A 21,644-nucleotide genomic window follows, 5' to 3' on the forward strand; every position below is an offset into this window, starting at 1 on the left:
GCCAGCGCACCGGCGGCACCCTTGATGTCGCCGAAGGGTTCACGCATCGCCACGGGCGTGCGGGTCACATCGGCTTCCGCGTGTGCCGGGTACGCCCACCAACCGACGTTTTCTTCGTTGACTACCAGTTGATGCGCAGCGTCGTCGACCTGACAAAATTGCGCCGACGGCGGCAGCGGCACACTGCGGACCTTTTGTGCCTGGGCGTTCAGAACGTTGCCGTTGCCCACCAGCCATTGCTCACCCTTGCCCTCCTCGCCCACCAGAAAGACAAACAGGTTGCTGGCGTCATCGCGGTACAGGCACAGGCCATTCACCCCGAAGTCCCGCGTTGGCAAATACAGCGGCGTACTCCACGTGCGCTTGGCCGAATCAAGGCCGACTACTAGCGCTTGCTGGCGGGTAGTGTCGAGGCTGGCAACGAACACCTGCTGCGCGGTGGAGCGGCTGTCGAGGCTGCTGAATGAACCGCTCATTCGCGCCAGTTCGGCGCCTTTGGCGTCCAGCAACAGCAAGCCATCACGGGGGCTGACCGCCAGGCGTTGATCGGCGGACAGGAAGGCCAGTTCCTCGACCTTGAGATTCGGCGCCCATGGCGTCAGCCTCAGCGCAGGTGTCGCCGCCAGGGTCGGGCCAGCGGCCAGGCTGATCATCGCGGCCAGCAGCCAGTGTGTGTATCGCAAAGAAATAGTCATGAACAGGCAAAGTCCTTGTCGTGCATCCATCGCGACGGCAGCACCGGGCTGCCGTCCCGGCGCTTAGAAATGGGTGAAGGTCAGGCCGAGCTTGTAGGTCGGGCCGTACTCTTCGTATTGGCCGTTGTAGGAGCGATTGCCGGTGTAGACGAAGTACGACTCGTCGGTGAGGTTTTGCGCCTCGAAGCTCACTTGCAGGTTTTTCGTCAGCGAGTAGCGCGCGCTGAAATCGACGAAGGTCTGGGCATCGACGTGCAGGTCGTGGGCCTTGTCGTTGATCGGGGCCAGCTCGTAGAGGTAGTCCGACTTGTAGTTGGCCGACAGGCGCAGGCTGAGTTTGTCGTCTTCCCAACCGAGCATCAGGTTGCCGACCGTGTCCGACTGGTTCGGCAAATCGATGCTGCGCTTGAGGTTCGTGCCACTGGCGGCGTCGAAGCCTTCGATCTCCGCATCGGAACGACTGAAGGTGGCGTTTGCCCCGACCAGCAAGCCATTCCACGGCGCCGGCAGCCAGTCGAACTGTTGCGAATAGGCCAGTTCCAGACCGTAGAGTTTTGCGCTGTCACCGTTGGCAAAGGTGTGGGCTTCGGCGAAATCTACCCAGGCCCCGGTGCCGGCCAGGTCGGTGTTGTAGACGAAGTTCTTGATATCCTTGTAGAACACGAACGCCGAGACCGTGCCGGCACGTCCCATGAAGTGCTCGATACCGAGGTCGAGGTTGCTCGACTCCAGCGGATTGAGATCAGGATTGCCAAACGTGGCCTCGTCGCCGTCGATGACAAACCCCGGCGCCAATTGACCGAAGGTCGGGCGCACCACGGTCTTGGTCCAGGCCGCACGCACCTGAGTGTTTTTGTCCAGTTGGTAACGCGCATGCAAGCCCGGCAACCAGTGGTGATATTTTCGTTTGGTGTCGGTGGCTTCGAACTCGCCATCGTTGACGCCGGTGCCTTTGGCATCGAACTCGGTGCCCTCGTAGCGCAAGCCGGCGATGAACCGCCAATCGTCGATGTCGAAGGTGTTCATCAGGTAACCGGCGTTGATGTCCTCCCTCATCTTGAAGTCGTTGACCGTCGATTCCACGGGGTCGTAGAAGTCGTCCCGGTTCAGCCCGCCGATCAACTGCTTGATCGCACTGCCGCTGATGCCGGGCCCGAACTGGCCGAGGCGGTAATCCACCGAGCCTTTGCGGAACCGGCTGAGGTTGAGCTGTTCATCGTTGAACCCCAGGTCGTCGAAGTCTTCGTAGACCCAGGCGTCGAGGTCGTTGTCCTTGTTGCGCCGGCTGACCTTGCCGCCGAACTTGACCTGCGAGGCGTAGCCGTTGAGGTCGTAATCACGGGCCAGGTCCAGGCGCAGGTTTTTCTCGGTGTCGGTGGTGTTCTGCTTTTCCCAGTCGACTTTATCGAGGGTGAAGTTGTTCGGGTCGTAGAAGCCCTGACCAATGATCGGCCGTGGCTTGTCGTTGCTATAGAAGCCGCTGTCGGTGAAATCGTCATTGGCATCGAACGCGGCGTTGGCGATGTGGCCGGGGCTGTCTTCACTGGAGCGGCTGTAACCGGCTTGACCGCTGAGGGTCCAGAGGCCGAACAGGCGTTCACCGCCCAACACGTAGGACTGAATCTCCTGGGTCTCTTCGCGCTGCTTGAGCTTGCGTTTGCCTTCGGCATCGCCCAGCTCGCCAGCCGCCTGCGGATCGGCGAATTCGATGCTGGTGGAGTTGCGGGTCTCACTGTCTTTGTAGCGGCTGTACAGGGTGCGCAGGTAATAGCTGCTCAGGTCATCGGGCTTGTAATCGAAGTTCAGGCCGCCGCCGGTGCGTTCCCGGCTGATGTCGTAGTCGCGCTGCTCGAATTCTTCCAGGCGCGCACCGCGCTGGAAGTCCCAGGCACCGCCGGTTTCGACGTTGTCCGAACCGAAGTCACGCTTCTGCCAGCTCAGGGCCGCCGCCACGCCAAAGTTATCGATGCCGTCGCCCAGGCTGAAACGGTCGCTGGCTGCGCCGGAGAATTTCGGGCTGGTCTGGTGGGTGTTCTTGTCGTAACTGGCCTCGCTGCTGCCGGTGTAAAACAGCCCCGGATGATCGAAGGCCGACAGGCTGCGCACATCCACTGTGCCGCCCAGGGAGTTGGCGTCCATGTCCGGCGTCAGGGTCTTGATCACCGACAGTGATTGCACCAGCTCCGACGGCAAAACATCGAGAGCCACGGCGCGGCGCTCGCTTTCCGGCGACGGCACCAGCGTGCCGTTGATGGTGACGCTGTTCAGGTCCGGGCCCAAGCCCCGCACGCTGACAAACCGCCCCTCGCCCTGATCACGTTCGACACTGACACCCGGCAGGCGCTGCACCGCTTCGGCGACGTTCTCGTCCGGCAACTGCGCCATGCCATCGGCATGCACCACGCTTTCAATGTTGTCGGAGCGGCGCTGCTCCTTGAGCGCCGAATTGATGCTCGCCGCCTGACCGACCACTTCGACATGCTCGACATTGGCCGTGGCGTCTGCGGCGCTCAACCGTTCGCTGACCAATGCCATGGTCAACGCCGTGAGCGTGAAACTGAAGATCCCGACGGTGCCGCGGCGCGGATGACTGCTGCGCTGGTCCATGAATGTCCTCCCCCAAAGAGTCCCTTAACGCCAGGCAAGTGGCCCGGCAACTGGGAGGGCAAGCTAGGCACGGGGCGTGACGGTTCTGTGACAGCACAGGGCAGCAAGCCCTTTAAACCGCCTGTTTGCCGGGCATTGGGGGTGGGAATGAGCTGAATTGACCTGCTGGCAATAACGGTGAGTCGGTCAGGCTCGTTGTCGGATGTGCTGATACCCGCGCCGGGACGCGGTTCGAAGCACGCCAGCGCTCATGGGAACGCACGGCGCGGCGCTGAAAAAAACAATTCACGGTGAGCTGATTCGACCTCCCCCTTCCCTTCGCGCCTCGTCACCCGACTGTCACAAACTTCTGCTGTGCTGGCGCGCATCGCTTCCTCATCCAAGGACCGCTGTCATGTTCTCAGTGCTCAAGCCCCACCGTTGGAAACTCACCGCCCTGCTGCTGGCGGCCAACCTCGGGTTGCTGCTGCACCTGGCCTGCGGCGACCTGAAAACCGTCAGTGAGTGGGTCTGGCTGGACATCATCGGCGAAGGCGGCTCGGCGCTGCTGGCCCTGGTCTGGCTGGGGCTGGTGCTCAAAAGCCGCCCTGCCGGACGGGTCACTAACTACCTGGCGCTGGGGCTCAGTTGCATCTTTTTCTCCTGGTGGATCGACAGCCTCGACGAATTCATCCGCCTGCCCGACAGCATCACCTGGGACCACTGGCTGGAGTCCGGACCGATGCCGGTCGGCATGATTCTGTTGACCATCGGCATCTATCACTGGCATCGCGAACAACTGGCGATCAGCGCGCAGATGGAGAAACGCGAGCGGCTGTTTCGCGAACACCGACTGTTCGACAAACTCACGCCGCTGGGCAGTGCCGACTACCTCAAACGGCAACTGACCGACAGCCTCGCCGACAGCATCAGGCAACAACAACCGCTGTCGCTGTTGGTACTGGACCTGGACAACTTCGCCGCCATCAACCAGCACTTCGGCCATGCCGAAGGCGACGCCGTACTGCAGGCCCTGAGTCATTTGCTGCTGCTCAACCTGCGCCGTCAGGACCTGCTCTGCCGTCTGGCTGGCGACCGTTTTGTGGTGCTGCTGCCCAACACCGGCGAGCGTCAGGCGCAGCTCCTGGCGCAAGAACTGCAACACGCCGTGCACAGCCTCGCGCACAAGACCCGCCAGCATGGCGAACGCCTGCAACTGGCAGCCAGTACGGCGGTGGTGATGGCGCTCGACGAGACGCCTGAAACCCTGCTCAAACGCCTCAACCTGGCGCTGGCACGGGCCAAGCAACCACTCGCCAAAAGCGCCTGAGGCCCGGCGATGACCGTCAAAACCACCTGGTACGAAGCCGACAGCCGATTCATCCCCGGGCATTACCAACCCGCCACCCTGATCGATCTGGCCCTGTCCCGAGACATTGACAGCCATCGCCTGCTACGCGGCACCGGCCTGTTTCACGAAGACATTCTGGCGGGCCAGACTCGCCTCAGCCCGCAGCAGTTTCTGCAACTGATCGGCAACAGCCGACGCCTGCTGGACGCCGACGACAGCAGTTTCCTGTTCGGCCAACGGTTATTGCCCGGACACTACGGCGCCGTCAGCCACGCCTTGCGCCACGCACAAAACCTGCACCAGGCCCTCGATACGCTGGTGCAGCAACAGGCATTGCTCAGCCCGTTGGCCACACCGCGCTTGCTGCTGGATGAACAGTTCGCCTACGTCTATTGGCTGGACAGTTGCGGCGCGGGCGAGCAATGGCGATTCCTGCTGGAAGCGAGCATGACCTCGCTGGTGGCCATGAGTCAGTGGCTCAGCGGCCGCCGCCTGCCGTGGGTGTGCAGCCTCAGCCACGCCGAACCGCGATATGTCGAACAGTATTGGGTGCACCTGGGCGAAGACACCCAGTTCAAACGTCCACTGGACCTGATGCGCATCCCAAGGGAATACCTCACCCAACCCTGGCCCAACGCCTCAGCCACCGCCGGCCAGGTCGCCCGCCTGGAAGCCGTGGGGCAAATCGAACAGCTTGGTTTTGCGGCGAGCTTCACCGACTGCCTCTACACCTACCTGCTCGAACAGGTGCGCCAACCCCCGAGCCTTGAACAAGCCGCCCAAGCCTTCGCCATGAGCCCCGCCACCCTCAAACGCAAACTGCAAAAACACGACACCGGGTTTCAACAACAAGTGGATCGGGTGCGCAAACAGGTGGCGCTGTATCTGTATCAAGTCAAAGGGCTTAGCAATGAGGAAGTGGCGGACTACCTGAGCTTCAGCGATGCAGCCAACTTTCGTCGCTCGTTTAAACGCTGGACGGGTAGTACGCCGAATTTGATTCGGCAGTTGTTTAGTATGGGTTGAGCGATTCCAGGAAAGCCGGAGCGATCCATTGGGCACCTCCAACACGACCACGACCACGACCACGAGGATAATTTATGCTCGCTTTGCATCTGTACATTTAGATAATCCGCTACCCATGATTCCATCCCACTTCGTTCACTACGTCGCGATCAATCGTTGCGGTGATGCGGACAGGCATAATCGAACACAAATAAAAAGCGACTCTAGTGAGCCGCTTTTTTATTTTACTCCCCCTGTTTATGCTTATGAGGTTTCAGCTCTGGATGTTCCTTTTGCTTTTCGGGCGTGACTCTCTGCCTCTTATCCGGAGTGCCATCCTCATTCGTTCTCTTAGGGCCAGGTTTGATACTCATGGTCGACTTCCTTTATCGTTCGGGTTGTTAAATCCTAATTTGTAGATATCCCACCCTCTTAAAGCTGTCAAGAGGGTTGAGTATGGGCTGCGTAGTGGCAGTGCAGTTATTCAGTAGTCAATCGACGAATGCACCACTCCTGAGCAGCCGTTTCATTACCTGCCTACCAATTCGAAAACTGTTCCACAACAACCGGACTGACAAGTCAGCCCCAGAAGGATTTTGGGTCACCTATAAATCCCCCTAGTGTTGTTGAATAACCTCCAAAACCGCCCCCCCCGTCAAGCTGCCAGCCAAAGAAGCATCCTTCACATACGTGGCCTTCGTACAAGGCGCAATGGGTGCTCGAGTCGATGACGGGGGTTGATGTTCGGTAGGTTGCGGGTCGTGGGAAGCCGCATGTTACTGGTCCTGAATTCACTATGAGGGAGTTTTAAGAAAACCAGGAAAACCTCACTTTAGGTACTTCAGATAACTTCCAAAGACTAACAGTGCCAAACAAAGCAAGAAATTCGCAGCCCATGTTACAACGAGCATCCTCTTAAACTTCTTAGGAAAGTGCTTGATCTCTTGGACGTCAACAATACCCCTCTTCGCTGTCAAATGTGGAGTAAGCAATACCATAGTGAGGAAGCCATTCCGTATAGACTTGCCGAAAATTCCAGCTTGAGAAAAGGCTTTTTTATTAGCATCAACAAAACTGCTGTTCGGCATCAACGCTTCCGCTATCTCAGTGTATACGTGCACCATATAGGTTAGCCAAACCACCATTAATATGATCGGAGCACCGATAAGTAGTCCAATTAAGCCAAATGGCAACAGACTCATTGTAAGATTCCATCGTACAAATACTCACCGAAACTTTCACCTAGTTCGCTTCCTAATGAACCACCTGCCCATCCACCTAACGCACCACCTACGACACCACATACGAGTACTCCGGGACCAGTGGTAATGCTAAGCACGACAATGCAGCCAAATGTGGCGGCAGTCCCACCTAGATAACCTAATGCGGCCCCGCCTCCCAAACTGAAAGCCAACGATGAACCCTCTACGTATTTAGCTTTTCTGCACTCATCCTCCCGCCCCAGCACACACGCGTTTCTGATTGCAATTCCAGAGGAGGCAACAGTCAATGCCGTACCGATATAGACTCCGTTCTTGATCAGCTTTGCAGCCTTGGCCACGCCAGAGACTTTTTCCGCATACCCCGCAATCTCCCCGGTATGCAAAAAGCTCTTGGTCGAAATTCCCAGCATTCGTTTTATCGAGCTTTGATAACGAAGTCCTGAGCCATACGACGCTGCTTTTGCAAGCTGCTGATCCAGCTTGCCAAACACAATGGCGCGCTCAGCTATGAATTTTTTCCTGGCAGCCAATGATTCAGTGCGCAAAAACTCCTTGTGTAGCGCCTCGATCTCTTCCAGGGTTTTCCCTATGGCCGCCATATGCCTGCTCCACCCATCACTGACGACACCCGCGCCAATTGAGCTGTATTTGAGCACCTCCTTCAGCAGCTCGAAGTTATCCAGAAAAAAGTCGTCCGCATCGACCTGATTGATCAGCAAACCAATGTGGATGTCCCGTGCCTTTGCCATCAAGTACGCTTCCTGGCTCGTACAAGATGCAGTGGACGAATCGCCGATGATAACGAGCTCGCCGGCCAACACCACGGTGTTGGCAATATGCCCATTGAGTGCATCGAATTTGCTGTTAGAGGCGCCCGTCAGTCGCAATTGAGTTTTCAGCGCTTGATAGGTTTGTGTCTGTGAATTGATAAACGCTAGAGGCTCAGCCATTTCAGCCTCACGAATACTTTTTATTGCTGATGCGATCCCAACCGCCCGCGATGTTGCCGCCGCCGGCACCGTCGCTGCGTTTTTGCTGGGTGTAGATGGTTTTGATGCGGCCGTAATTCAGTTGCACGACTTCTACGGGAATTCCGGCAGAGGCATTTTGCGTGTAGTCGGAAATGATGACCTCTTCGAGGATGATCTCGAAGTATTTGACCTTGTCGCCCCCCGCACGGCTCAGCACCAGACTGACCTCCTTCAGATGCTCCCCGGCACAGCTCGCCTCCATCAGTTTGCAGCTGGATTTGTCCAGTAACTTGGTGAACGTGAAATTGCTCAACGTCGTCCGACCGGAACCGGCGCCCCCACTGGAGCTGGCCGTTGCGGAAGTGCTTTGATGGGTGCCGAAGCTGTATCCGTTGACCTCGATCCAGTCGCGATACTGTTCATCCAAAGCTTCGCCGGGGATACCATCGATTTTTACAAATGCGTCAAACGCCATGCTTCCGCTCCTTGGTGATGGAATAGCTTTCATCTCTTGAGGAGTGAATGTACGGCGCTTCAAATAGACGACGGACCTGTTGGATGGCTTCGAAAACACAGAATCAGACCGTTCCGACCCTGTTCCCGATCCATGCTGTAGGACGTTTCCTCATTAGCAGTTTGGGTAACGGAAAAAGTAGTGACGGGCGCCTCGCGGATTTAAATCGCCTATGCCTTATTCGTCACCATTTGACCTAGTCATAATAGTACCTTGCATATTCTGGAAGAGGGCTGTCCCCGAAGCGGAGCTTTTTCTGGCTGCGTTTTTGAAACTCTATTGCGTATCGTCGCCTGTGACTTCCTTGCAGTACAGCAAGAGGCACAAGGAGCCAAGGAAGCGAAAAAGTCCATGCCAAAATTTTCTGCTCTCTGATAGTTTTCGCTACTTGCCCTTTCTGGTTGTCCAGTAAAAGATAACATATAACCTTTTTATCCCACTCGTTGGATAATGGAGCTGACGTATTATCCAGCAAACAATTGCCTGTGCTCATCTCCCAAGAGCCAGAAACATGCAGTGATTGCGGAAGGTAGGAGGTGAAGGAGAAAGCATGGCTATCGGCAACCCAAAACCATTGGCCGGTTTTATTGACTTTAAATAATGCGGCATTGGGAGTGTAAATAGCGAAAAATATCAGCGCTGCAAAAAGCAGGACTATTACCGTGAATGTTTTTACAAATTTCGGCTGAGGAATTTTGAAAGTTTGCTCAGTTGGATTGAAATAGGGCCGCGCTCGTTTGATCTCGTTCAGTCGTACGCCGGATCGGTCTGCCCAAGCGATTAATTTATCCATCGCATAAGGTGTTTTGACATTTAACTTAAACTTGAAATTAAAATAATCTAGGTCTAGCTCTTGTTGTTGATGTTTTTTTAGTTTTTCGTGATTGAATGAGTGCTTCATCCCGACAAGATCAGATATCCGATTTCTGATTATGGATAGGGACTCCGTAATTGTGCAAATATAAACTATATATAATGCACCCATCCCCGCCACGAATAGAGGCGCGACTTTCTGCCATTTTTCCACAGAGACAGAAATATAGCCAAAGAATTGTGGATCCATTAATTTTCCTTATTAAAGTTTCAAAAACATGCAGTCTAGATTGCGTCTAAAAATGCTTGTAGTTTGGCCGGAACCGTAAGTTTTGAATCGCCCCTCCTTCTGTAGACACTTCCAAGCCTCAAGAAACGGCTATTAACCCTGCGTAACCGTCTGCTTTTGGGCCGTTAGCTGCCCTTCTCGAAGGGCAAACTCGGACTATCCATTGCCATTTGTTACAGGCTCCAACCAGCCTCCAACCCGCTCTTTTTCAAACCGCTTTGCACGTCAACGATGTGAAATATTTGCTGGCTAGTCTCGTGACACGGTCAGCGTTGGTCACGAAGACCTTACCACGCTGACCTACGTATGGAGTTGGTTGTCAGGTGCCACTGGTGCCGGTGAATCCAGCAACGTCGAGCTTCCCGCCTAGTCTTTCAACGCAGCGACGGTATCGAAGACCACAACAAAACGGGCACCTTCAAGGTGCCCGTTTTTACTTACTCCGACGCCTGCGCCCGTAACCGCTTTCCAATCACTTCCATCAAATCACAACCATCGCGCAACGGAATGGCCAAGAGTTTGGAAAAGTCCGCCAGCACCACAGTGTCGCAACCAATCTCGGCGCGGAAGGCGATGTTTTCCAGCACCTGCGTGACCGTGCGGATGCGGTAATCGGCCATGGCCTGGAGGACGTCGAGTGGGGCTTGGGTGTCGATGAGCAGTGCGGCCGGGATCTCGTCGAGTCCGGAAAGGGGGGTGTATCTGTCCATAGGTAAAACTCCGATCAAGCAAAAGTTGACTGCCCCCAATCGTCGCCAAACGAATGGGTGACAGCTGTACGCAGGTTGGCGAACCGGGATCGGAATACCGGCAGACCCGAAGGTCTCCCGCGCACAGCTGCCATAAAAGACAGCTTTTGCGAGCGTGCAACAGCACCTGCAAAAAGCACAGAGCTGTCGCACCCGATCGATCAAGTCGCCAAACCTGAATCGCCATTGTGGGCGACGGGGCGGACTATAAGCTTCATCGGAACAGCGGGCAAGGTCAGGTCCAATCAGCAAAGAGGCAGTGGCCGACTACCTGAGCTTCAGCGATGCCGCCAGCTTTCGTCGCTCATTCAAAGGCTGGACCGGCAGCCACCCTCCCCCCCATAACCGGGAGCCATTTCTCGCAGCATCGCGGCTCGCGATGAAACGGCAGCAGCGCTAGCGCAGCGCATGCTCACAATTAGCGCGCCCTAGCTCACCCCCCATACAAAATACCTGTACAGAAATAGCGCTACGCATTTTTACAGCGCCCGCAGGATTCTATCGGCCCGCCCAAAGATGGCCTTGGGCTGTATCGCCGCCAAACAGTAGTCAGCCCGATAGCCAGACCTCTATTTCTCGCGCTTGCCAGAAACCGGAGGTTACTGACCGTTCATCGGGATTGAGTGATGTCATGACGACATCATTCAAATATAGCTGTACAAGACTTGTACACACGCAATAACTTGTACAAGTTTTAGCTAGCCAGCAAATAACGCCGCTACTCATTGCCGTCGAACAAAAGAATACCTGCGCAGGATGCGGACCGAGGGCGGATACATACCCCTGCAGGTGTCCCTAAAGTGCTCCTCCCATTACGTAGGTACATCATGCCATCGCACACTCCCAGGCTCTCTACACGGACCAGTCTCTATGCCGGCTATGCCAGCCTGCTCGCGTTTATGTTGCTGATCGCCGCTATCTCGCTATACGCCCTGGCTAACAGCAGTAAGGACTTTTTTCTCTACGTTAATGGCGTTGATGCACGCACCCGCCTGGCCAACACACTGAACGACGCTGCCGCCCAGCGCGCGATTGCCCTGCGTAACATCGCCTTGAACAGCAATGTCACCGCGAGAGGACAGCAGCGGGGCGCGATTGCCGTCAACGAAAAAATGGTGGCCAGCAGCCTCGCCGCGCTACGCCAGGCAATTGATAACCATGATGATGTGTCGCCCAAAGAACGTGAACTGTTCTCAACCATCGAGCAGGTCGAGAGCCGCTACAAACCGGTAGCGCAAACCATTGCCGAACACCTGTTCAAGGGTGAAAACGACGAGGCCCTGCGCATGGTCAGCGAGCAGTGCACACCATTACTGGCCGAGCTGACCCAGGCAATTGGTGAATACCTGCGCTACACCAACCAGAAGGCAGACCTGCAGGTCAGCGAAAATGACGCAAACTATCTGTCACAACGCAACCTGCTGCTCGCCATTACTGCGCTGGCCGTCTTACTGGCAGCCGTACTGGGATACATCATCAGCCGCAATCTGCTGCGCGCGCTGGGTGCCGAACCGAGTGAACTCAACCAGCTCGCCCAACGGGTTGCCAAGGGCGATTTGCGCGCCAGCGAGCGCACGATTGAGCCACCACAAGCCAGCATAATGGCCGCCCTGCTGAGCATGCAGGAGAACCTGCGGAACATGACCAAGGGCATCAATCTGTCCTCACAGACCGTGGCCGAATCCAGCCAGGAGCTTAGCCAATCGAGCCTGAGAAATGCCGAAAGCGTGGCCATGGCACAGTGCGAGGTCGAGCAGATCGTCACCGCCGTTCACCAAATGGCCGCCACCGTGCAGGATGTCGCGCGCAATGCCGAATCCGCCGCCAGTGCCGCCAGCGAGGCCGATAGCGCGGCCCTGTACAGCCAGCAGAAGGCCAAAGATGCCGTCAACATGATCGGCGAGTTGGCCGCGACAATCGAACAGTCCAACATGGCCATGGCCCGGCTGAAGAATGAAACCGGCAATATCGGCGGCGTGCTAGAAGTGATCAAGTCGGTGGCCGACCAGACCAACCTGCTGGCCCTCAATGCAGCCATCGAAGCTGCCCGTGCTGGCGAGGCCGGACGCGGTTTCGCGGTGGTAGCCGACGAGGTGCGCAGCCTGGCACAACGTACCCAGAAGGCCACCTCAGAAATTGAGGGGCTGATCGCCAGTCTGCAGAAAATTGCCGACGAAACCTCGCAGCATATGCAACGCTGCAAGCACTCCAGTGCGCAGTCGGTGTCCGGCGTTTCCGAGGCCGGTGATGCGGTAAGCACGATCGTAACCATGATCGAGCGGATCAACGGCATGAACCACCAAATCGCCGCTGCCGCCGAGCAGCAGAGTACCGTTGCCGAGCAGATCAGCCGGGGCATCGTGACCGTCAGCGAAAGCGCCGAGCAATCCGCTGCAGCCTTCCGCAGCGCTCAGCAGGAAAGCGAAGGACTGGCACGCACCAGCGTGACATTGCGAGAGAACATCTCGCGCTTTCAGCTCTAGGGTCTGTTGCCGTTTCATCGCGAGCCGCGTTGCTGCGAGAAATGGCCCCCGGTTAGGCGCAGGACGCAGGTAACGATCCGAGTCCTCCTGCATCTAATTGGACGGCGATAAACCTGTACAAAAGACTGAAAAACGTACAACAAAACGATTCGACACTTCCCCCCTCATCACCTGCGCACTCAGGGAGTAAGGCAATGACCCGATTACTGTTGTTACTAACACTGGCACTCAGCGTCGCGAGCTGCGGCAGCGTAGACGTCGCCCGTTACGCGGATCAAAAACCAGCATTGGATCTGGCGCATTTTTTCAGCCAGCCCGTCAAAGCCTGGGGGATGTTTCAGAAACGCAGCGGTGAGGTGGCCAAGCGTTTCGAGGTCGACATCGTCAGCCGTCGTGAGGGCAACAATCTGATTCTCGACGAGCGCTTCCTGTACAGCGACGGCACCCGCCAACGCCGTGTCTGGACCCTGACGCCTAAGGGCCAGGGCCGCTGGAGCGGGCGTGCGGACGATGTGGTGGGTGTCGCCGAGGGTCAGGTCGCTGGCAACACATTGCACTGGCGTTATCGCCTGAACCTGCCGGTCGACGACTCGACCTACGAAATGAGCATGGACGACTGGATGTACTTGATGGACGAGGACACCTTGATCAACCGCACCAGCATGTCCAAGTTCGGGGTAGAGGTCGGCCAGGTGACGTTGTTCTTCCGTCGCCAGGGCGCCGGAGCGAGTCAATAACAGGCGGCGACACCACGCCTACCCGCCCTCACCTTCGCCCTCATTGATCCGTTTCATGCATTAATGCATGCCAACAATGCACTTATCATATCGATCACCCTGCTCCACCATTCGCCCCAATAAGAACCGTGCGCCGCGTCCAGGCGGTGCACGTCATAAAAGCGGTGGAGTACAGGTCCATGACAACATCAAACCCTTCCGGTCGTTCACGCGCCGGTGCGATTTTTCGAGTGACCTCGGGCAACTTTCTCGAACAGTTCGATTTCTTTCTTTTCGGCTTTTACGCTACTCAGATAGCGGCCGTGTTCTTCCCGGCCAGCAGTGAGTTTGCATCCCTGATGATGACCTTCGCGGTGTTTGGCGCGGGTTTCCTGATGCGTCCGCTGGGCGCGGTGATACTCGGTGCTTACATCGACGATGTGGGTCGGCGCAAAGGGTTGATAGTGACGTTGTCGATCATGGCCAGCGGCACGATTCTCATTGTGTTGGTGCCCGGGTACGAAACCATCGGGTTATTGGCACCCGCCCTCGTGCTGGTCGGTCGCTTGCTGCAAGGCTTCTCGGCCGGTGCGGAAATGGGGGGCGTCTCGGTGTACCTCGCGGAGATCGCTACTCCAGGCAACAAAGGTTTCTTCACCAGTTGGCAGTCAGCCAGCCAGCAAGTGGCGATTATTGTCGCGGCGGCGTTGGGCTACGGGTTGAACCAGTGGATGGCGCCCGCAATGATTGCCGATTGGGGCTGGCGGGTTCCGTTTTTCGTCGGCTGCATGATCGTGCCGTTCATTTTTTTCCTGCGCCGTAACCTCGAAGAAACCGAGGAATTCGAAGCGCGCAAACATCGGCCAAGTATGGGCGATGTGTTCCGCACCCTCGCGCAGAACTGGGTCATCGTGTTCGCCGGGATGATGATGGTCGCCCTCACCACCACGGCTTTTTACCTGATCACCGTGTACGCGCCCACCTTCGGCAAAACCGTGCTGCACCTGAGTACGTCCGATGCGTTATTGGTGACCTTGCTGGTGGGTGTTTCGAACTTCTTCTGGTTGCCCATTGGCGGCGCGCTGTCTGACCGCATCGGTCGACGCCCGGTGCTGATCGCCATGGCGCTGTTAACCCTCGCCACGGCGTATCCAGCGCTGACTTATCTGGTCAACGCACCGAGCTTCGTCAACATGCTGTTGGTCTTGCTGTGGTTGTCGTTCATTTACGGGTTGTACAACGGCGCGATGATTGCGGCGCTCACGGAAATCATGCCGGTCGAAGTTCGGGTCGCCGGTTTCTCCCTGGCGTACAGCCTGGCTACGGCGGTGTTTGGCGGCTTCACCCCGGCGATGTCGACGTTCCTGATTCAGTACACCGGTGACAAGGCCGCACCCGGTTACTGGATGAGTTTCGCCGCGCTCTGCGCGCTGTGCGCCACGTTGTATCTCTACCGCCGCTCCACCGGCCGCCTGCAACCAGCGATGTCTTGAACCTGCCCTTTGTGAGAACACGAATGAACAAGCTATTAAATTTTGCCGCCCTCGGCCTGGTGGCCAGCCTCGGTTTGAGCACCGTCGCCCAGGCGGAAGAGATCCGCGTGATGACCTCCGGCGGTTTCACCGCGGCCTACAAAGTGCTCGGGCCGAAATTCGCCGCGTCCACCGGCAACACCCTGGACACCGCCCTTGGCCCATCAATGGGCAAGGCGCCGGAAGCTATTCCGAATCGTCTTTCTCGCGGGGAAAAAGCTGACGTAGTGATCATGGTCGGCTACGCCCTCGATGACCTGATCAAGCAAGGCAAAGTCGATCCCGCTTCACGGGTTGAACTGGCCGATTCCCGAATCGGGCTCGTCGTGCGTGAGGGCGCGACGAAGCCGGACATCAGCTCCGTTGACGGACTGAAGAAGACCTTGCTCGACGCAAAATCCGTCGCCTATTCCGACAGCGCCAGCGGCGTGTACATCGAGGAACAGTTGTTCAAGCGCCTGGGCATTGAAGACCAACTCAAACCAAAATCCAGGATGATTCCGAAGATCCCCGTGGGTTCGGTGGTTGCCACCGGCGACTACCAACTGGGCTTCCAGCAGGTCAGCGAATTGCTGCCGGTGCCGGGTGTGAGTTTTGTGGCGAAGATTCCAGAGTCGGTGCAATCGGTAACGCGTTTCGCTGCCGGCATTCCCGTGGGCGCGCAACACCCGGCGCAAGCCAGGGCGTTGCTGGAGTTCCTGGCGTCTTCGGCCGCTCAACCGGATGTAAAGGCCACCGGGCTGGATTCGGTCAGTCGCTGACCTGAACTTTCATTTCCACCACCAGCCGTGCCAGTTCCAGCGCCGCCGGGGTCAACGTGCGACCCCGGCGCTTGATCAGGCCGACACTGCGCATGACCTGCGGGTCGGTCAGCGGCACCCGCGTCAGAATCGGGTGATCCGCTGTCGGCATCGCCATCAGCGGCACCGCCGCCACCCCCAACCCCGCTTCCACCAAACCGATCATCGTCGTCACATGCCGGGTTTCACAGATGCTCTGTCGTTGTGGCACGACGCCGGTCAGCGCCTGATCCAGCAAAAAGCGATTGCCCGAGGTCTTGTCCAGCGAGATGTAATCCTGCTGATAGAACTCATCCCAGGTGACGCTGGTTCGTCCCGCCAACGGATGATCGCGCCGACAGGCCACGACATAACCTTCCTGCACCAATGGCTCAAACTCGACATCAGTCTCCAGCGCACCCATGAAGCTCAGACCGAAATCCGCTTCGCCATTGACCACGGCGCTGAGTACGTCGTGGGCGCTGGAGTCGAGCACTTTTACTTTGATCTTCGGGAACTGCCGGTGGTAATGGGCGATCACGCGCGGCATGAAGTAATACGCGGCCGAGGGCACGCAGGCCACCGTGACATGGCCGAGTCGGGTCGAGGCGACTTCGCTGATACCCAGCAGCGCCACGTCCAGATCGTCCAGCAAGCGCTCAACGCTGGGCATGAAGCCGCGCCCGGCCTGAGTCAAGCTGACCTTACGTGTCGTGCGTTCAAACAACCGTACGCCAAGGGCGTCTTCAAGTTTTTCGATGCGCCGGCTCAGTGCCGGCTGAGAGATACGCACGGCGTCAGCGGCCTTGCGAAAACTGCCCTGCTCGACCACGGCGCGAAAAGCTTGCAGGTCGTTAAGGTCGAAGTTTATGGCCATGGTGCGCACTCGGGATCTGACAGATTGATCAGCTTATCCTATGAATGTAACAAATTATTCCACAACGCAGGTTCCGGTGAGTTGGAGACTGTGTGCGAAATGCCCTGGCAACGATCAACGCTGGCCGTACGCCCTATTCTGGCCAGCCATAGCCATCAAAGGGCGACACCTTCTTTTCGGACGCATGACCTGCGCTTTCTGACTTACTCATTAACCTTTCTCCTATCGCAGCCGATGCCCCTTGCTTAGGGATAGGAGCAATACAGATGAGAAACAACCAACCGGTTACGCAGCGCGAGGTTGCCCTTGGGCCTCAACAGAAACTCATCTCGACAACGGATGCGCGGGGCGTCATCACGTACTGCAATGACGCCTTCGTCGAAATCAGCGGTTTCAACACGTCGGACCTGATCGGCGCGCCTCAAAACATCGTTCGTCACCCCGACGTGCCCTCCGCCGTTTTCGCTCATATGTGGGGTGCGCTCAAGCTAGGCAAGCCGTGGATGGGCATCGTCAAGAATCGCACGAAGAACGGCGACCACTACTGGGTCAACGCCTACGTCACGCCGATTTTCGCGGGGCTAGAGGTTGTGGGCTATGAATCGGTCAGGGTCAAGCCGACGGCCGAGCAGATCCGTCGCGCCGAAGCCCTCTATAAACGCATCAGCCTGGACAAGTCAGCCGTCCCGGTCAGTGATCAGTGGCAACCCGCACTGCTCGCCTGGCTACCGGTGTTGGCGATGGGCCTGGTGGGTGCATTGGGCGGCGTGTTCCTCAGCATGTCGCAGGCGATCATTCTGGCTGTCGGAGTATCGGTGCCGCTCGGGCTGTGGGTCTCGAGCCGGCAAAACCGTGGCGCGCTGCGTCTGCTGGCAATGGCTGAAGCCTCAACCTGCGACGCGTTGCTGGCTAAAATGTACAGCGACGAACGTGGCCCCCAGGCACGCCTTGAAACGGCGTTTGTCAGCCAGGCTGCCCGGCTCAAGACATGCCTCACCCGATTGCAGGATACGGCTGAGCAACTGACCGGTCTGGCGGGCCGCTCCGACGGCCTCGCCACTGAAAGCTCCCGTGGGCTTGACCGTCAACGGGTCGAGACCGAGCAGGTGTCGGCCGCCGTCAATCAAATGGCCGCCACCACCCAGGAAGTCGCCAGCCACGTCCAGCGCACCGCCGACGCCACTCAGGAAGCCAATGTGTTGACCGGGCGTGGACGCGAAGTGGCCCGGGACACCCGAGAAGCCATTCAGCGCCTCTCGGTGGTAGTGGGTGAAACCGGGCTGACAGTCGCCCAACTGGCCAAGGACAGCAATGAAATCGGCACGGTAGTCGATGTGATCAAGGGCATTGCCGACCAGACCAACCTGCTGGCGTTGAACGCCGCCATCGAAGCCGCGCGAGCGGGCGACATGGGTCGAGGCTTTGCGGTGGTCGCCGATGAAGTGCGCCAGTTGGCGCAGCGCACAACGGAGTCCACGGCGCAAATCCATGGGCTGATTTCCAAGCTGCAGGTGTCGTCCAACAATGCGGTGAAAACCATGGAAAGCGGTCATCGCCAGGCCGAAGAAGGCGTGGCGTGGGTGCTTGAGGCAGATAAGGCATTGGTCGGAATCAGCGAAGCAGTGGCGAATATCACGGACATGACGACCCAGATTGCCGCAGCGACCGAAGAGCAAACCGCCGTGGCCGAGGAAATCAGCCGCAATATCACGACCATTGCCCATCTGGCAGACCAGACGTCTGAACAGGCCAGGCATTCGGCAGCGCTGAGCAAGGAGCTGACCCAGACCGCTAATACGCAATATTCATTGGTCGAGCGATTCAATCGATAGCCTATCGACTGCTGGCCTTCCCGAAGGCCAGTTTTGCGACATCAAACTTCCCGCTTAGCCTTTCAACGCTGCGACGGAGTCGAAGACCACAAAAAAACGGGCACCTTCAAGGTGCCCGTTTTTATTTACTCCGACGCCTGTGCCCGTAACCGTTTATCGATCACGTCCGTCCGCCAGTGAGGAAGTGGACGACTAACTGCGCTTCACTTTCGTCGCTCATTCAAGCGCTGCGGCGCAATTCCAATGAGTAGGCTATGGTTCAAGCGGGCGCGCGCCCTGGCGTCCGTGAATGGCAAAAACAACAAAAGGATAGGTTATGCACTCCTCCGCTATTTCTCGTCCGGCTGTGCCTGGTCGGATGCTGCTTCTCTCGCTGGGTCTGCTCGCTGCGGGTATATCCTCGGGCGCATGGGCTGACGATTATCCCCACGCCCAGGAACCGATTGGCACCGTGGAGCAGATCTATGACGGCGCCATGCTCCCCGATCTGGCGGTCAGTACCTACCGGAACATAGACCGGCTGTTCCCTACCCACCGGATCAAGGCCGGCGATCATCCGTATGCGCTGCCGAAATCGGACAAACAATTGCCCAACGTTCGCTTCACTGTCGGGGACAAAAAGTACGACCTGTATGACTTCGTCGCACTGGACAGCATCACGGCGATGCTCGTGCTCAAGGACGGCAAGATCGTGTTCGAGACCTACCAGCGCGGCAACACCGAGAAAACCCGGTGGATGTCGATGTCGGTGGCCAAGTCCATCACCTCCACACTGGCGGCTGCCGCGATCAAAGACGGCCTTATCAAGGGCCTTGATGCGCAAGTGGTGGATTACGTTCCCGAGCTCAAGGGCAGCGCCTATGAAGGCGTGACGGTGCGCGACGTGCTGATGATGTCTTCGGGCGTGAAGTGGAACGAGACCTACACCGATCCGGCGTCTGATCGTCGCGCGCTCCTCAAGGCGCAGATATCTCAGAAACCGCATTCGGCCATGGCGTTGATGGCCAGTTTGCCGCGAGCGGCCGAGCCCGGCACGGTCAACAATTACAGCACCGGCGAAACGCAGGTTCTCGGCGAGATCGTTCGTGGCGCTGTGAAGATGCCACTGGCCGACTATCTGTCGCAGAAGATCTGGCAGCCGTTCGGTATGGAGAGCGATGCCCGCTGGTGGCTCGATTCACCTGACGGCGTCGAAATCGGTGGCAGCGGTATCAGCGCCACGTTGCGCGATTATGGACGCTTCGGGCTGTTTTTCATGAACGACGGCAAGATCAATGGCGAGTCAATTCTGCCCGAGGGCTGGGTCAAGGAGGCGACCCTGCCGACCACCCTCAAAGGTGGCAAGTCCCTGGACTACGGCTACATGTGGTGGACGGCGTGGACCGAGCCTTCGGTGAAAGACGGCGCTTATTCGGCGGTCGGTATCCAGGGCCAGAACATCTACGTCAACCCCGCCAATAACGTGGTGATTGTCACCTTCGGTGCCCAGCCCAAGCCGGTTGATAAAGAGCCGATCGACCCGATGGCATTCTTCGATGCCGTGGTAGCTGCGTTGAAGTAACTCTGCGCGTCGGATGACGTTAATCTCATCCGACGCGTCAAGACGATCTGCACCGGATGCAATACGTTCAGACGCCACGAGTGTGGAAGCAAAGGCAACACTGTGTCGACCCCCAACGCACACCCTCGCAGGGTTGCTTATTGGCGTTCCTCACCACACTCCTGGAAGCATTGATCATGAAAACCTTCGGAATCGAGACCCACGAAACCAGCAGCGCCCAACCCCGTTCAACGCTTGGGTTCAAAACCATGGCGCTGGGGATCTATGGCGCCTATTTTGCGCTCGCCGTCATTTACTTGTGGTTCGGCGGGATGAAGTTCACGCACTACGAAGCGGTCGGGCTGGTTCCGCTGGTGAGCAACAGCCCTTTCGTGGGTTGGGTTTACAACATTTTCAGTGTCGACACCTTCTCCAATCTGCTTGGCGTCCTGGAGGTCTCGATCGGTGCGCTGATTGCAGGTCGCTTGCTGTCACCGAAGCTTTCTTTGATAGGTGGCGCGCTGTCTGCCGGGCTGTTTTTCACCACCTTGAGCTTCATGTTCTCGACACCCGGAGTGATCGAGCCCGGCCTGGGTTTTCCCGCTATTTCAGTCGTTCCAGGCCAGTTTTTACTCAAAGACATCGGGTTACTTGCCGCCTCGATATTTGTGGCCGGCCATTCTCTGACGGCGATTGAACGCCGTTGAGCCGATGACTGCCCCTGCAATGGCCTGAAGCAGTTCGATACTTTCAGGTCAATGCCCGATTTTCTCCGCCTGCCAAGTCTTTGATCCATTCCTGAGGACTGTAACCAGTCTTGCGTCGAAACGCGCGCGCAAGTGCCGAGGGACTTTCATAACCGACTTCGGCGGCGATCAATGTAATCGACCGGCCTTCACGAAGACGCTTCTGCGCCAGACTGATACGCCAACTCAACAGATAATCGGCGGGCGTCTGCCCGATAACCGCCCGGAAATGTACTGCGTAAGCCGCGCGAGACATGTTTGATTCGCTCGCCAATCCCGCAACTGACCAAGCAAGATGAGGTGCGTTGTGAATCTGCGAAAGAGAGCGCGACAACCTCGGGTCAGCCAGTCCAGCCATCATCCCGGTATGCAACTGGTGGTGATCAAGTAGATGTCGAAACAACAGGATGATCAGCAGTTCGAACAACCGTTCCAGCGCTGCCTCCTTGCCACAATGCGAGCCCGCCGCCTCGCGGAACATCCATTTCAGCGTATCGGCCAGCATTGGCAGTTCATCTAGAGACAGCACCAGACAGTCGGGTAATGAAGCCGACAGCGGGTTATCGACCCCACCCCCAAACTCCATCGATGCACACAACAACTGAGCGCCTTCGGACTCACCGGCAAACAGTTGATGCCGGCTGGGACGCGGCATAAAAATCAGACTGGGCCGGGTCAGTAATAACCCCCTACCATCGGCTTTCTTTAAATTAACACTGCCCGCCTGCAGCAGGTGGATATAGCCACGTCCTTCAGCGCCGTCGTAAGACGCCAAGCCGCACTGTTTGCCATTGAAAAACAGGTTTGCGCGCACGCCGAACTGCGACAACAAGGTAGACAAGCGATCCATGGGCAATCTCTTGGCAAGAAATACACGCCAGATCATAACACCGACGAAATGCGCACCATCGTGGCTCCGATGCTGTACCCACTGTTTGCCCAT

General features: G+C 57.5%; 17 protein-coding genes and 1 pseudogene. 9 read left to right on the top strand and 9 right to left on the bottom strand.

What is annotated here, in order from left to right; genetic code table 11:
• Nucleotides 1-695, bottom strand: a pseudogene (locus GBC55_RS22985) (3-phytase); the annotation flags it as partial.
• Nucleotides 696-758: 63 nt separating this feature from the next.
• Nucleotides 759-3,302 (bottom strand): TonB-dependent receptor, encoded by a 2,544-nt coding sequence (locus GBC55_RS22990; RefSeq protein ID WP_162440530.1) that lies wholly within the window; start codon nucleotides 3,300-3,302, stop codon nucleotides 759-761.
• 394 nt (nucleotides 3,303-3,696) lie between these two features.
• Here GBC55_RS22990 and GBC55_RS22995 point away from each other — a divergent pair, with 394 nt between their 5' ends.
• Both GBC55_RS22995 and GBC55_RS23000 read left to right on the top strand, forming a co-directional pair.
• Nucleotides 3,697-4,611: a GGDEF domain-containing protein gene (locus tag GBC55_RS22995; RefSeq protein WP_162440531.1), complete on the top strand. Its 915-nt coding sequence runs from the start codon at nucleotides 3,697-3,699 to the stop codon at nucleotides 4,609-4,611.
• Nucleotides 4,612-4,620: 9 nt separating this feature from the next.
• A complete protein-coding gene (locus GBC55_RS23000) occupies nucleotides 4,621-5,658 on the top strand; it encodes an AraC family transcriptional regulator ligand-binding domain-containing protein (RefSeq protein WP_162440532.1) in 1,038 nt (345 codons plus the stop codon).
• An 806-nt stretch (nucleotides 5,659-6,464) separates the two neighbouring features.
• Here GBC55_RS23000 and GBC55_RS23005 read toward each other — a convergent pair.
• From GBC55_RS23005 to GBC55_RS23025, 5 genes are all read right to left on the bottom strand, one after another.
• Nucleotides 6,465-6,839: a hypothetical protein gene (locus tag GBC55_RS23005; RefSeq protein WP_162440533.1), complete on the bottom strand. Its 375-nt coding sequence runs from the start codon at nucleotides 6,837-6,839 to the stop codon at nucleotides 6,465-6,467.
• Nucleotides 6,836-7,810, bottom strand: a complete 975-nt coding sequence (locus GBC55_RS23010) for a hypothetical protein (RefSeq protein WP_162440534.1) — start codon at nucleotides 7,808-7,810, stop codon at nucleotides 6,836-6,838. The genes GBC55_RS23005 and GBC55_RS23010 overlap by 4 nt, the downstream gene beginning before the upstream one ends.
• Before the next feature lie 7 nt (nucleotides 7,811-7,817).
• A complete protein-coding gene (locus tag GBC55_RS23015; protein WP_162440535.1) occupies nucleotides 7,818-8,306 on the bottom strand; it encodes a type VI secretion system tube protein Hcp in 489 nt (162 codons plus the stop codon).
• Nucleotides 8,307-8,541: 235 nt separating this feature from the next.
• A complete protein-coding gene (locus GBC55_RS23020; protein WP_162440536.1) occupies nucleotides 8,542-9,408 on the bottom strand; it encodes a DUF6216 family protein in 867 nt (288 codons plus the stop codon).
• Nucleotides 9,409-9,884: 476 nt separating this feature from the next.
• A complete protein-coding gene (locus GBC55_RS23025) occupies nucleotides 9,885-10,157 on the bottom strand; it encodes a hypothetical protein (RefSeq protein ID WP_162440537.1) in 273 nt (90 codons plus the stop codon).
• An 866-nt stretch (nucleotides 10,158-11,023) separates the two neighbouring features.
• On the opposite strand from GBC55_RS23025, the gene GBC55_RS23030 reads away from it, so the two are divergent.
• The 4 genes from GBC55_RS23030 to GBC55_RS23045 all read left to right on the top strand — a co-directional run bounded on the left by GBC55_RS23030 (nucleotide 11,024) and on the right by GBC55_RS23045 (nucleotide 15,688).
• Nucleotides 11,024-12,679 (top strand): methyl-accepting chemotaxis protein, encoded by a 1,656-nt coding sequence (locus GBC55_RS23030; protein WP_162440538.1) that lies wholly within the window; start codon nucleotides 11,024-11,026, stop codon nucleotides 12,677-12,679.
• Nucleotides 12,680-12,873: 194 nt separating this feature from the next.
• Nucleotides 12,874-13,416: a DUF3833 domain-containing protein gene (locus tag GBC55_RS23035; protein ID WP_162440539.1), complete on the top strand. Its 543-nt coding sequence runs from the start codon at nucleotides 12,874-12,876 to the stop codon at nucleotides 13,414-13,416.
• Between the two features lie 179 nt (nucleotides 13,417-13,595).
• Nucleotides 13,596-14,888, top strand: a complete 1,293-nt coding sequence (locus GBC55_RS23040; protein WP_162440540.1) for an MFS transporter — start codon at nucleotides 13,596-13,598, stop codon at nucleotides 14,886-14,888.
• A 23-nt stretch (nucleotides 14,889-14,911) separates the two neighbouring features.
• A complete protein-coding gene (locus GBC55_RS23045) occupies nucleotides 14,912-15,688 on the top strand; it encodes a substrate-binding domain-containing protein (protein WP_162440541.1) in 777 nt (258 codons plus the stop codon).
• On the opposite strand, the gene GBC55_RS23050 is transcribed toward GBC55_RS23045, so the two are convergent.
• The gene (locus GBC55_RS23050; protein WP_162440542.1) at nucleotides 15,678-16,583 is read right to left on the bottom strand and encodes a LysR family transcriptional regulator; all 906 of its coding nucleotides are present in this window, start codon (nucleotides 16,581-16,583) and stop codon (nucleotides 15,678-15,680) included. The two genes, GBC55_RS23045 and GBC55_RS23050, sit on opposite strands and share 11 nt — an antisense overlap.
• A gap of 266 nt (nucleotides 16,584-16,849) precedes the next feature.
• Here GBC55_RS23050 and GBC55_RS23055 point away from each other — a divergent pair, with 266 nt between their 5' ends.
• The 3 genes from GBC55_RS23055 (at nucleotide 16,850) to GBC55_RS23065 (ending at nucleotide 20,662) form a co-directional block, all read left to right on the top strand.
• Entirely contained in the window at nucleotides 16,850-18,415 is a 1,566-nt protein-coding gene (locus GBC55_RS23055; RefSeq protein WP_162440543.1) for a PAS domain-containing methyl-accepting chemotaxis protein, read from the top strand.
• A 316-nt stretch (nucleotides 18,416-18,731) separates the two neighbouring features.
• On the top strand, nucleotides 18,732-19,976 hold the full coding sequence (locus GBC55_RS23060) for a serine hydrolase (protein WP_162440544.1): 1,245 nt from the start codon (nucleotides 18,732-18,734) through the stop codon (nucleotides 19,974-19,976).
• 176 nt (nucleotides 19,977-20,152) lie between these two features.
• The gene (locus GBC55_RS23065; protein WP_162440545.1) at nucleotides 20,153-20,662 is read left to right on the top strand and encodes a DUF417 family protein; all 510 of its coding nucleotides are present in this window, start codon (nucleotides 20,153-20,155) and stop codon (nucleotides 20,660-20,662) included.
• A gap of 43 nt (nucleotides 20,663-20,705) precedes the next feature.
• On the opposite strand, the gene GBC55_RS23070 is transcribed toward GBC55_RS23065, so the two are convergent.
• Entirely contained in the window at nucleotides 20,706-21,551 is an 846-nt protein-coding gene (locus tag GBC55_RS23070; protein ID WP_162440548.1) for an AraC family transcriptional regulator, read from the bottom strand.
• Nucleotides 21,552-21,644 lie beyond the last annotated feature (93 nt).

Source organism: Pseudomonas sp. TNT3, assembly GCF_010095445.2.
Classification (GTDB): Bacteria; Pseudomonadota; Gammaproteobacteria; order Pseudomonadales; family Pseudomonadaceae; genus Aquipseudomonas.

What these genes read in the sequence shown, in the direction of transcription:
- GBC55_RS22990 (WP_162440530.1), bottom strand. Translation starts at nt 3,302, where the DNA reads ATGGACCAGCGCAGCAGTCATCCGCGCCGCGGCACCGTCGGGATCTTC.
- GBC55_RS22995 (WP_162440531.1), top strand. Translation starts at nt 3,697, where the DNA reads ATGTTCTCAGTGCTCAAGCCCCACCGTTGGAAACTCACCGCCCTGCTG.
- GBC55_RS23000 (WP_162440532.1), top strand. Translation starts at nt 4,621, where the DNA reads ATGACCGTCAAAACCACCTGGTACGAAGCCGACAGCCGATTCATCCCC.
- GBC55_RS23005 (WP_162440533.1), bottom strand. Translation starts at nt 6,839, where the DNA reads ATGAGTCTGTTGCCATTTGGCTTAATTGGACTACTTATCGGTGCTCCG.
- GBC55_RS23010 (WP_162440534.1), bottom strand. Translation starts at nt 7,810, where the DNA reads ATGGCTGAGCCTCTAGCGTTTATCAATTCACAGACACAAACCTATCAA.
- GBC55_RS23015 (WP_162440535.1), bottom strand. Translation starts at nt 8,306, where the DNA reads ATGGCGTTTGACGCATTTGTAAAAATCGATGGTATCCCCGGCGAAGCT.
- GBC55_RS23020 (WP_162440536.1), bottom strand. Translation starts at nt 9,408, where the DNA reads ATGGATCCACAATTCTTTGGCTATATTTCTGTCTCTGTGGAAAAATGG.
- GBC55_RS23025 (WP_162440537.1), bottom strand. Translation starts at nt 10,157, where the DNA reads ATGGACAGATACACCCCCCTTTCCGGACTCGACGAGATCCCGGCCGCA.
- GBC55_RS23030 (WP_162440538.1), top strand. Translation starts at nt 11,024, where the DNA reads ATGCCATCGCACACTCCCAGGCTCTCTACACGGACCAGTCTCTATGCC.
- GBC55_RS23035 (WP_162440539.1), top strand. Translation starts at nt 12,874, where the DNA reads ATGACCCGATTACTGTTGTTACTAACACTGGCACTCAGCGTCGCGAGC.
- GBC55_RS23040 (WP_162440540.1), top strand. Translation starts at nt 13,596, where the DNA reads ATGACAACATCAAACCCTTCCGGTCGTTCACGCGCCGGTGCGATTTTT.
- GBC55_RS23045 (WP_162440541.1), top strand. Translation starts at nt 14,912, where the DNA reads ATGAACAAGCTATTAAATTTTGCCGCCCTCGGCCTGGTGGCCAGCCTC.
- GBC55_RS23050 (WP_162440542.1), bottom strand. Translation starts at nt 16,583, where the DNA reads ATGGCCATAAACTTCGACCTTAACGACCTGCAAGCTTTTCGCGCCGTG.
- GBC55_RS23055 (WP_162440543.1), top strand. Translation starts at nt 16,850, where the DNA reads ATGAGAAACAACCAACCGGTTACGCAGCGCGAGGTTGCCCTTGGGCCT.
- GBC55_RS23060 (WP_162440544.1), top strand. Translation starts at nt 18,732, where the DNA reads ATGCACTCCTCCGCTATTTCTCGTCCGGCTGTGCCTGGTCGGATGCTG.
- GBC55_RS23065 (WP_162440545.1), top strand. Translation starts at nt 20,153, where the DNA reads ATGAAAACCTTCGGAATCGAGACCCACGAAACCAGCAGCGCCCAACCC.
- GBC55_RS23070 (WP_162440548.1), bottom strand. Translation starts at nt 21,551, where the DNA reads ATGGATCGCTTGTCTACCTTGTTGTCGCAGTTCGGCGTGCGCGCAAAC.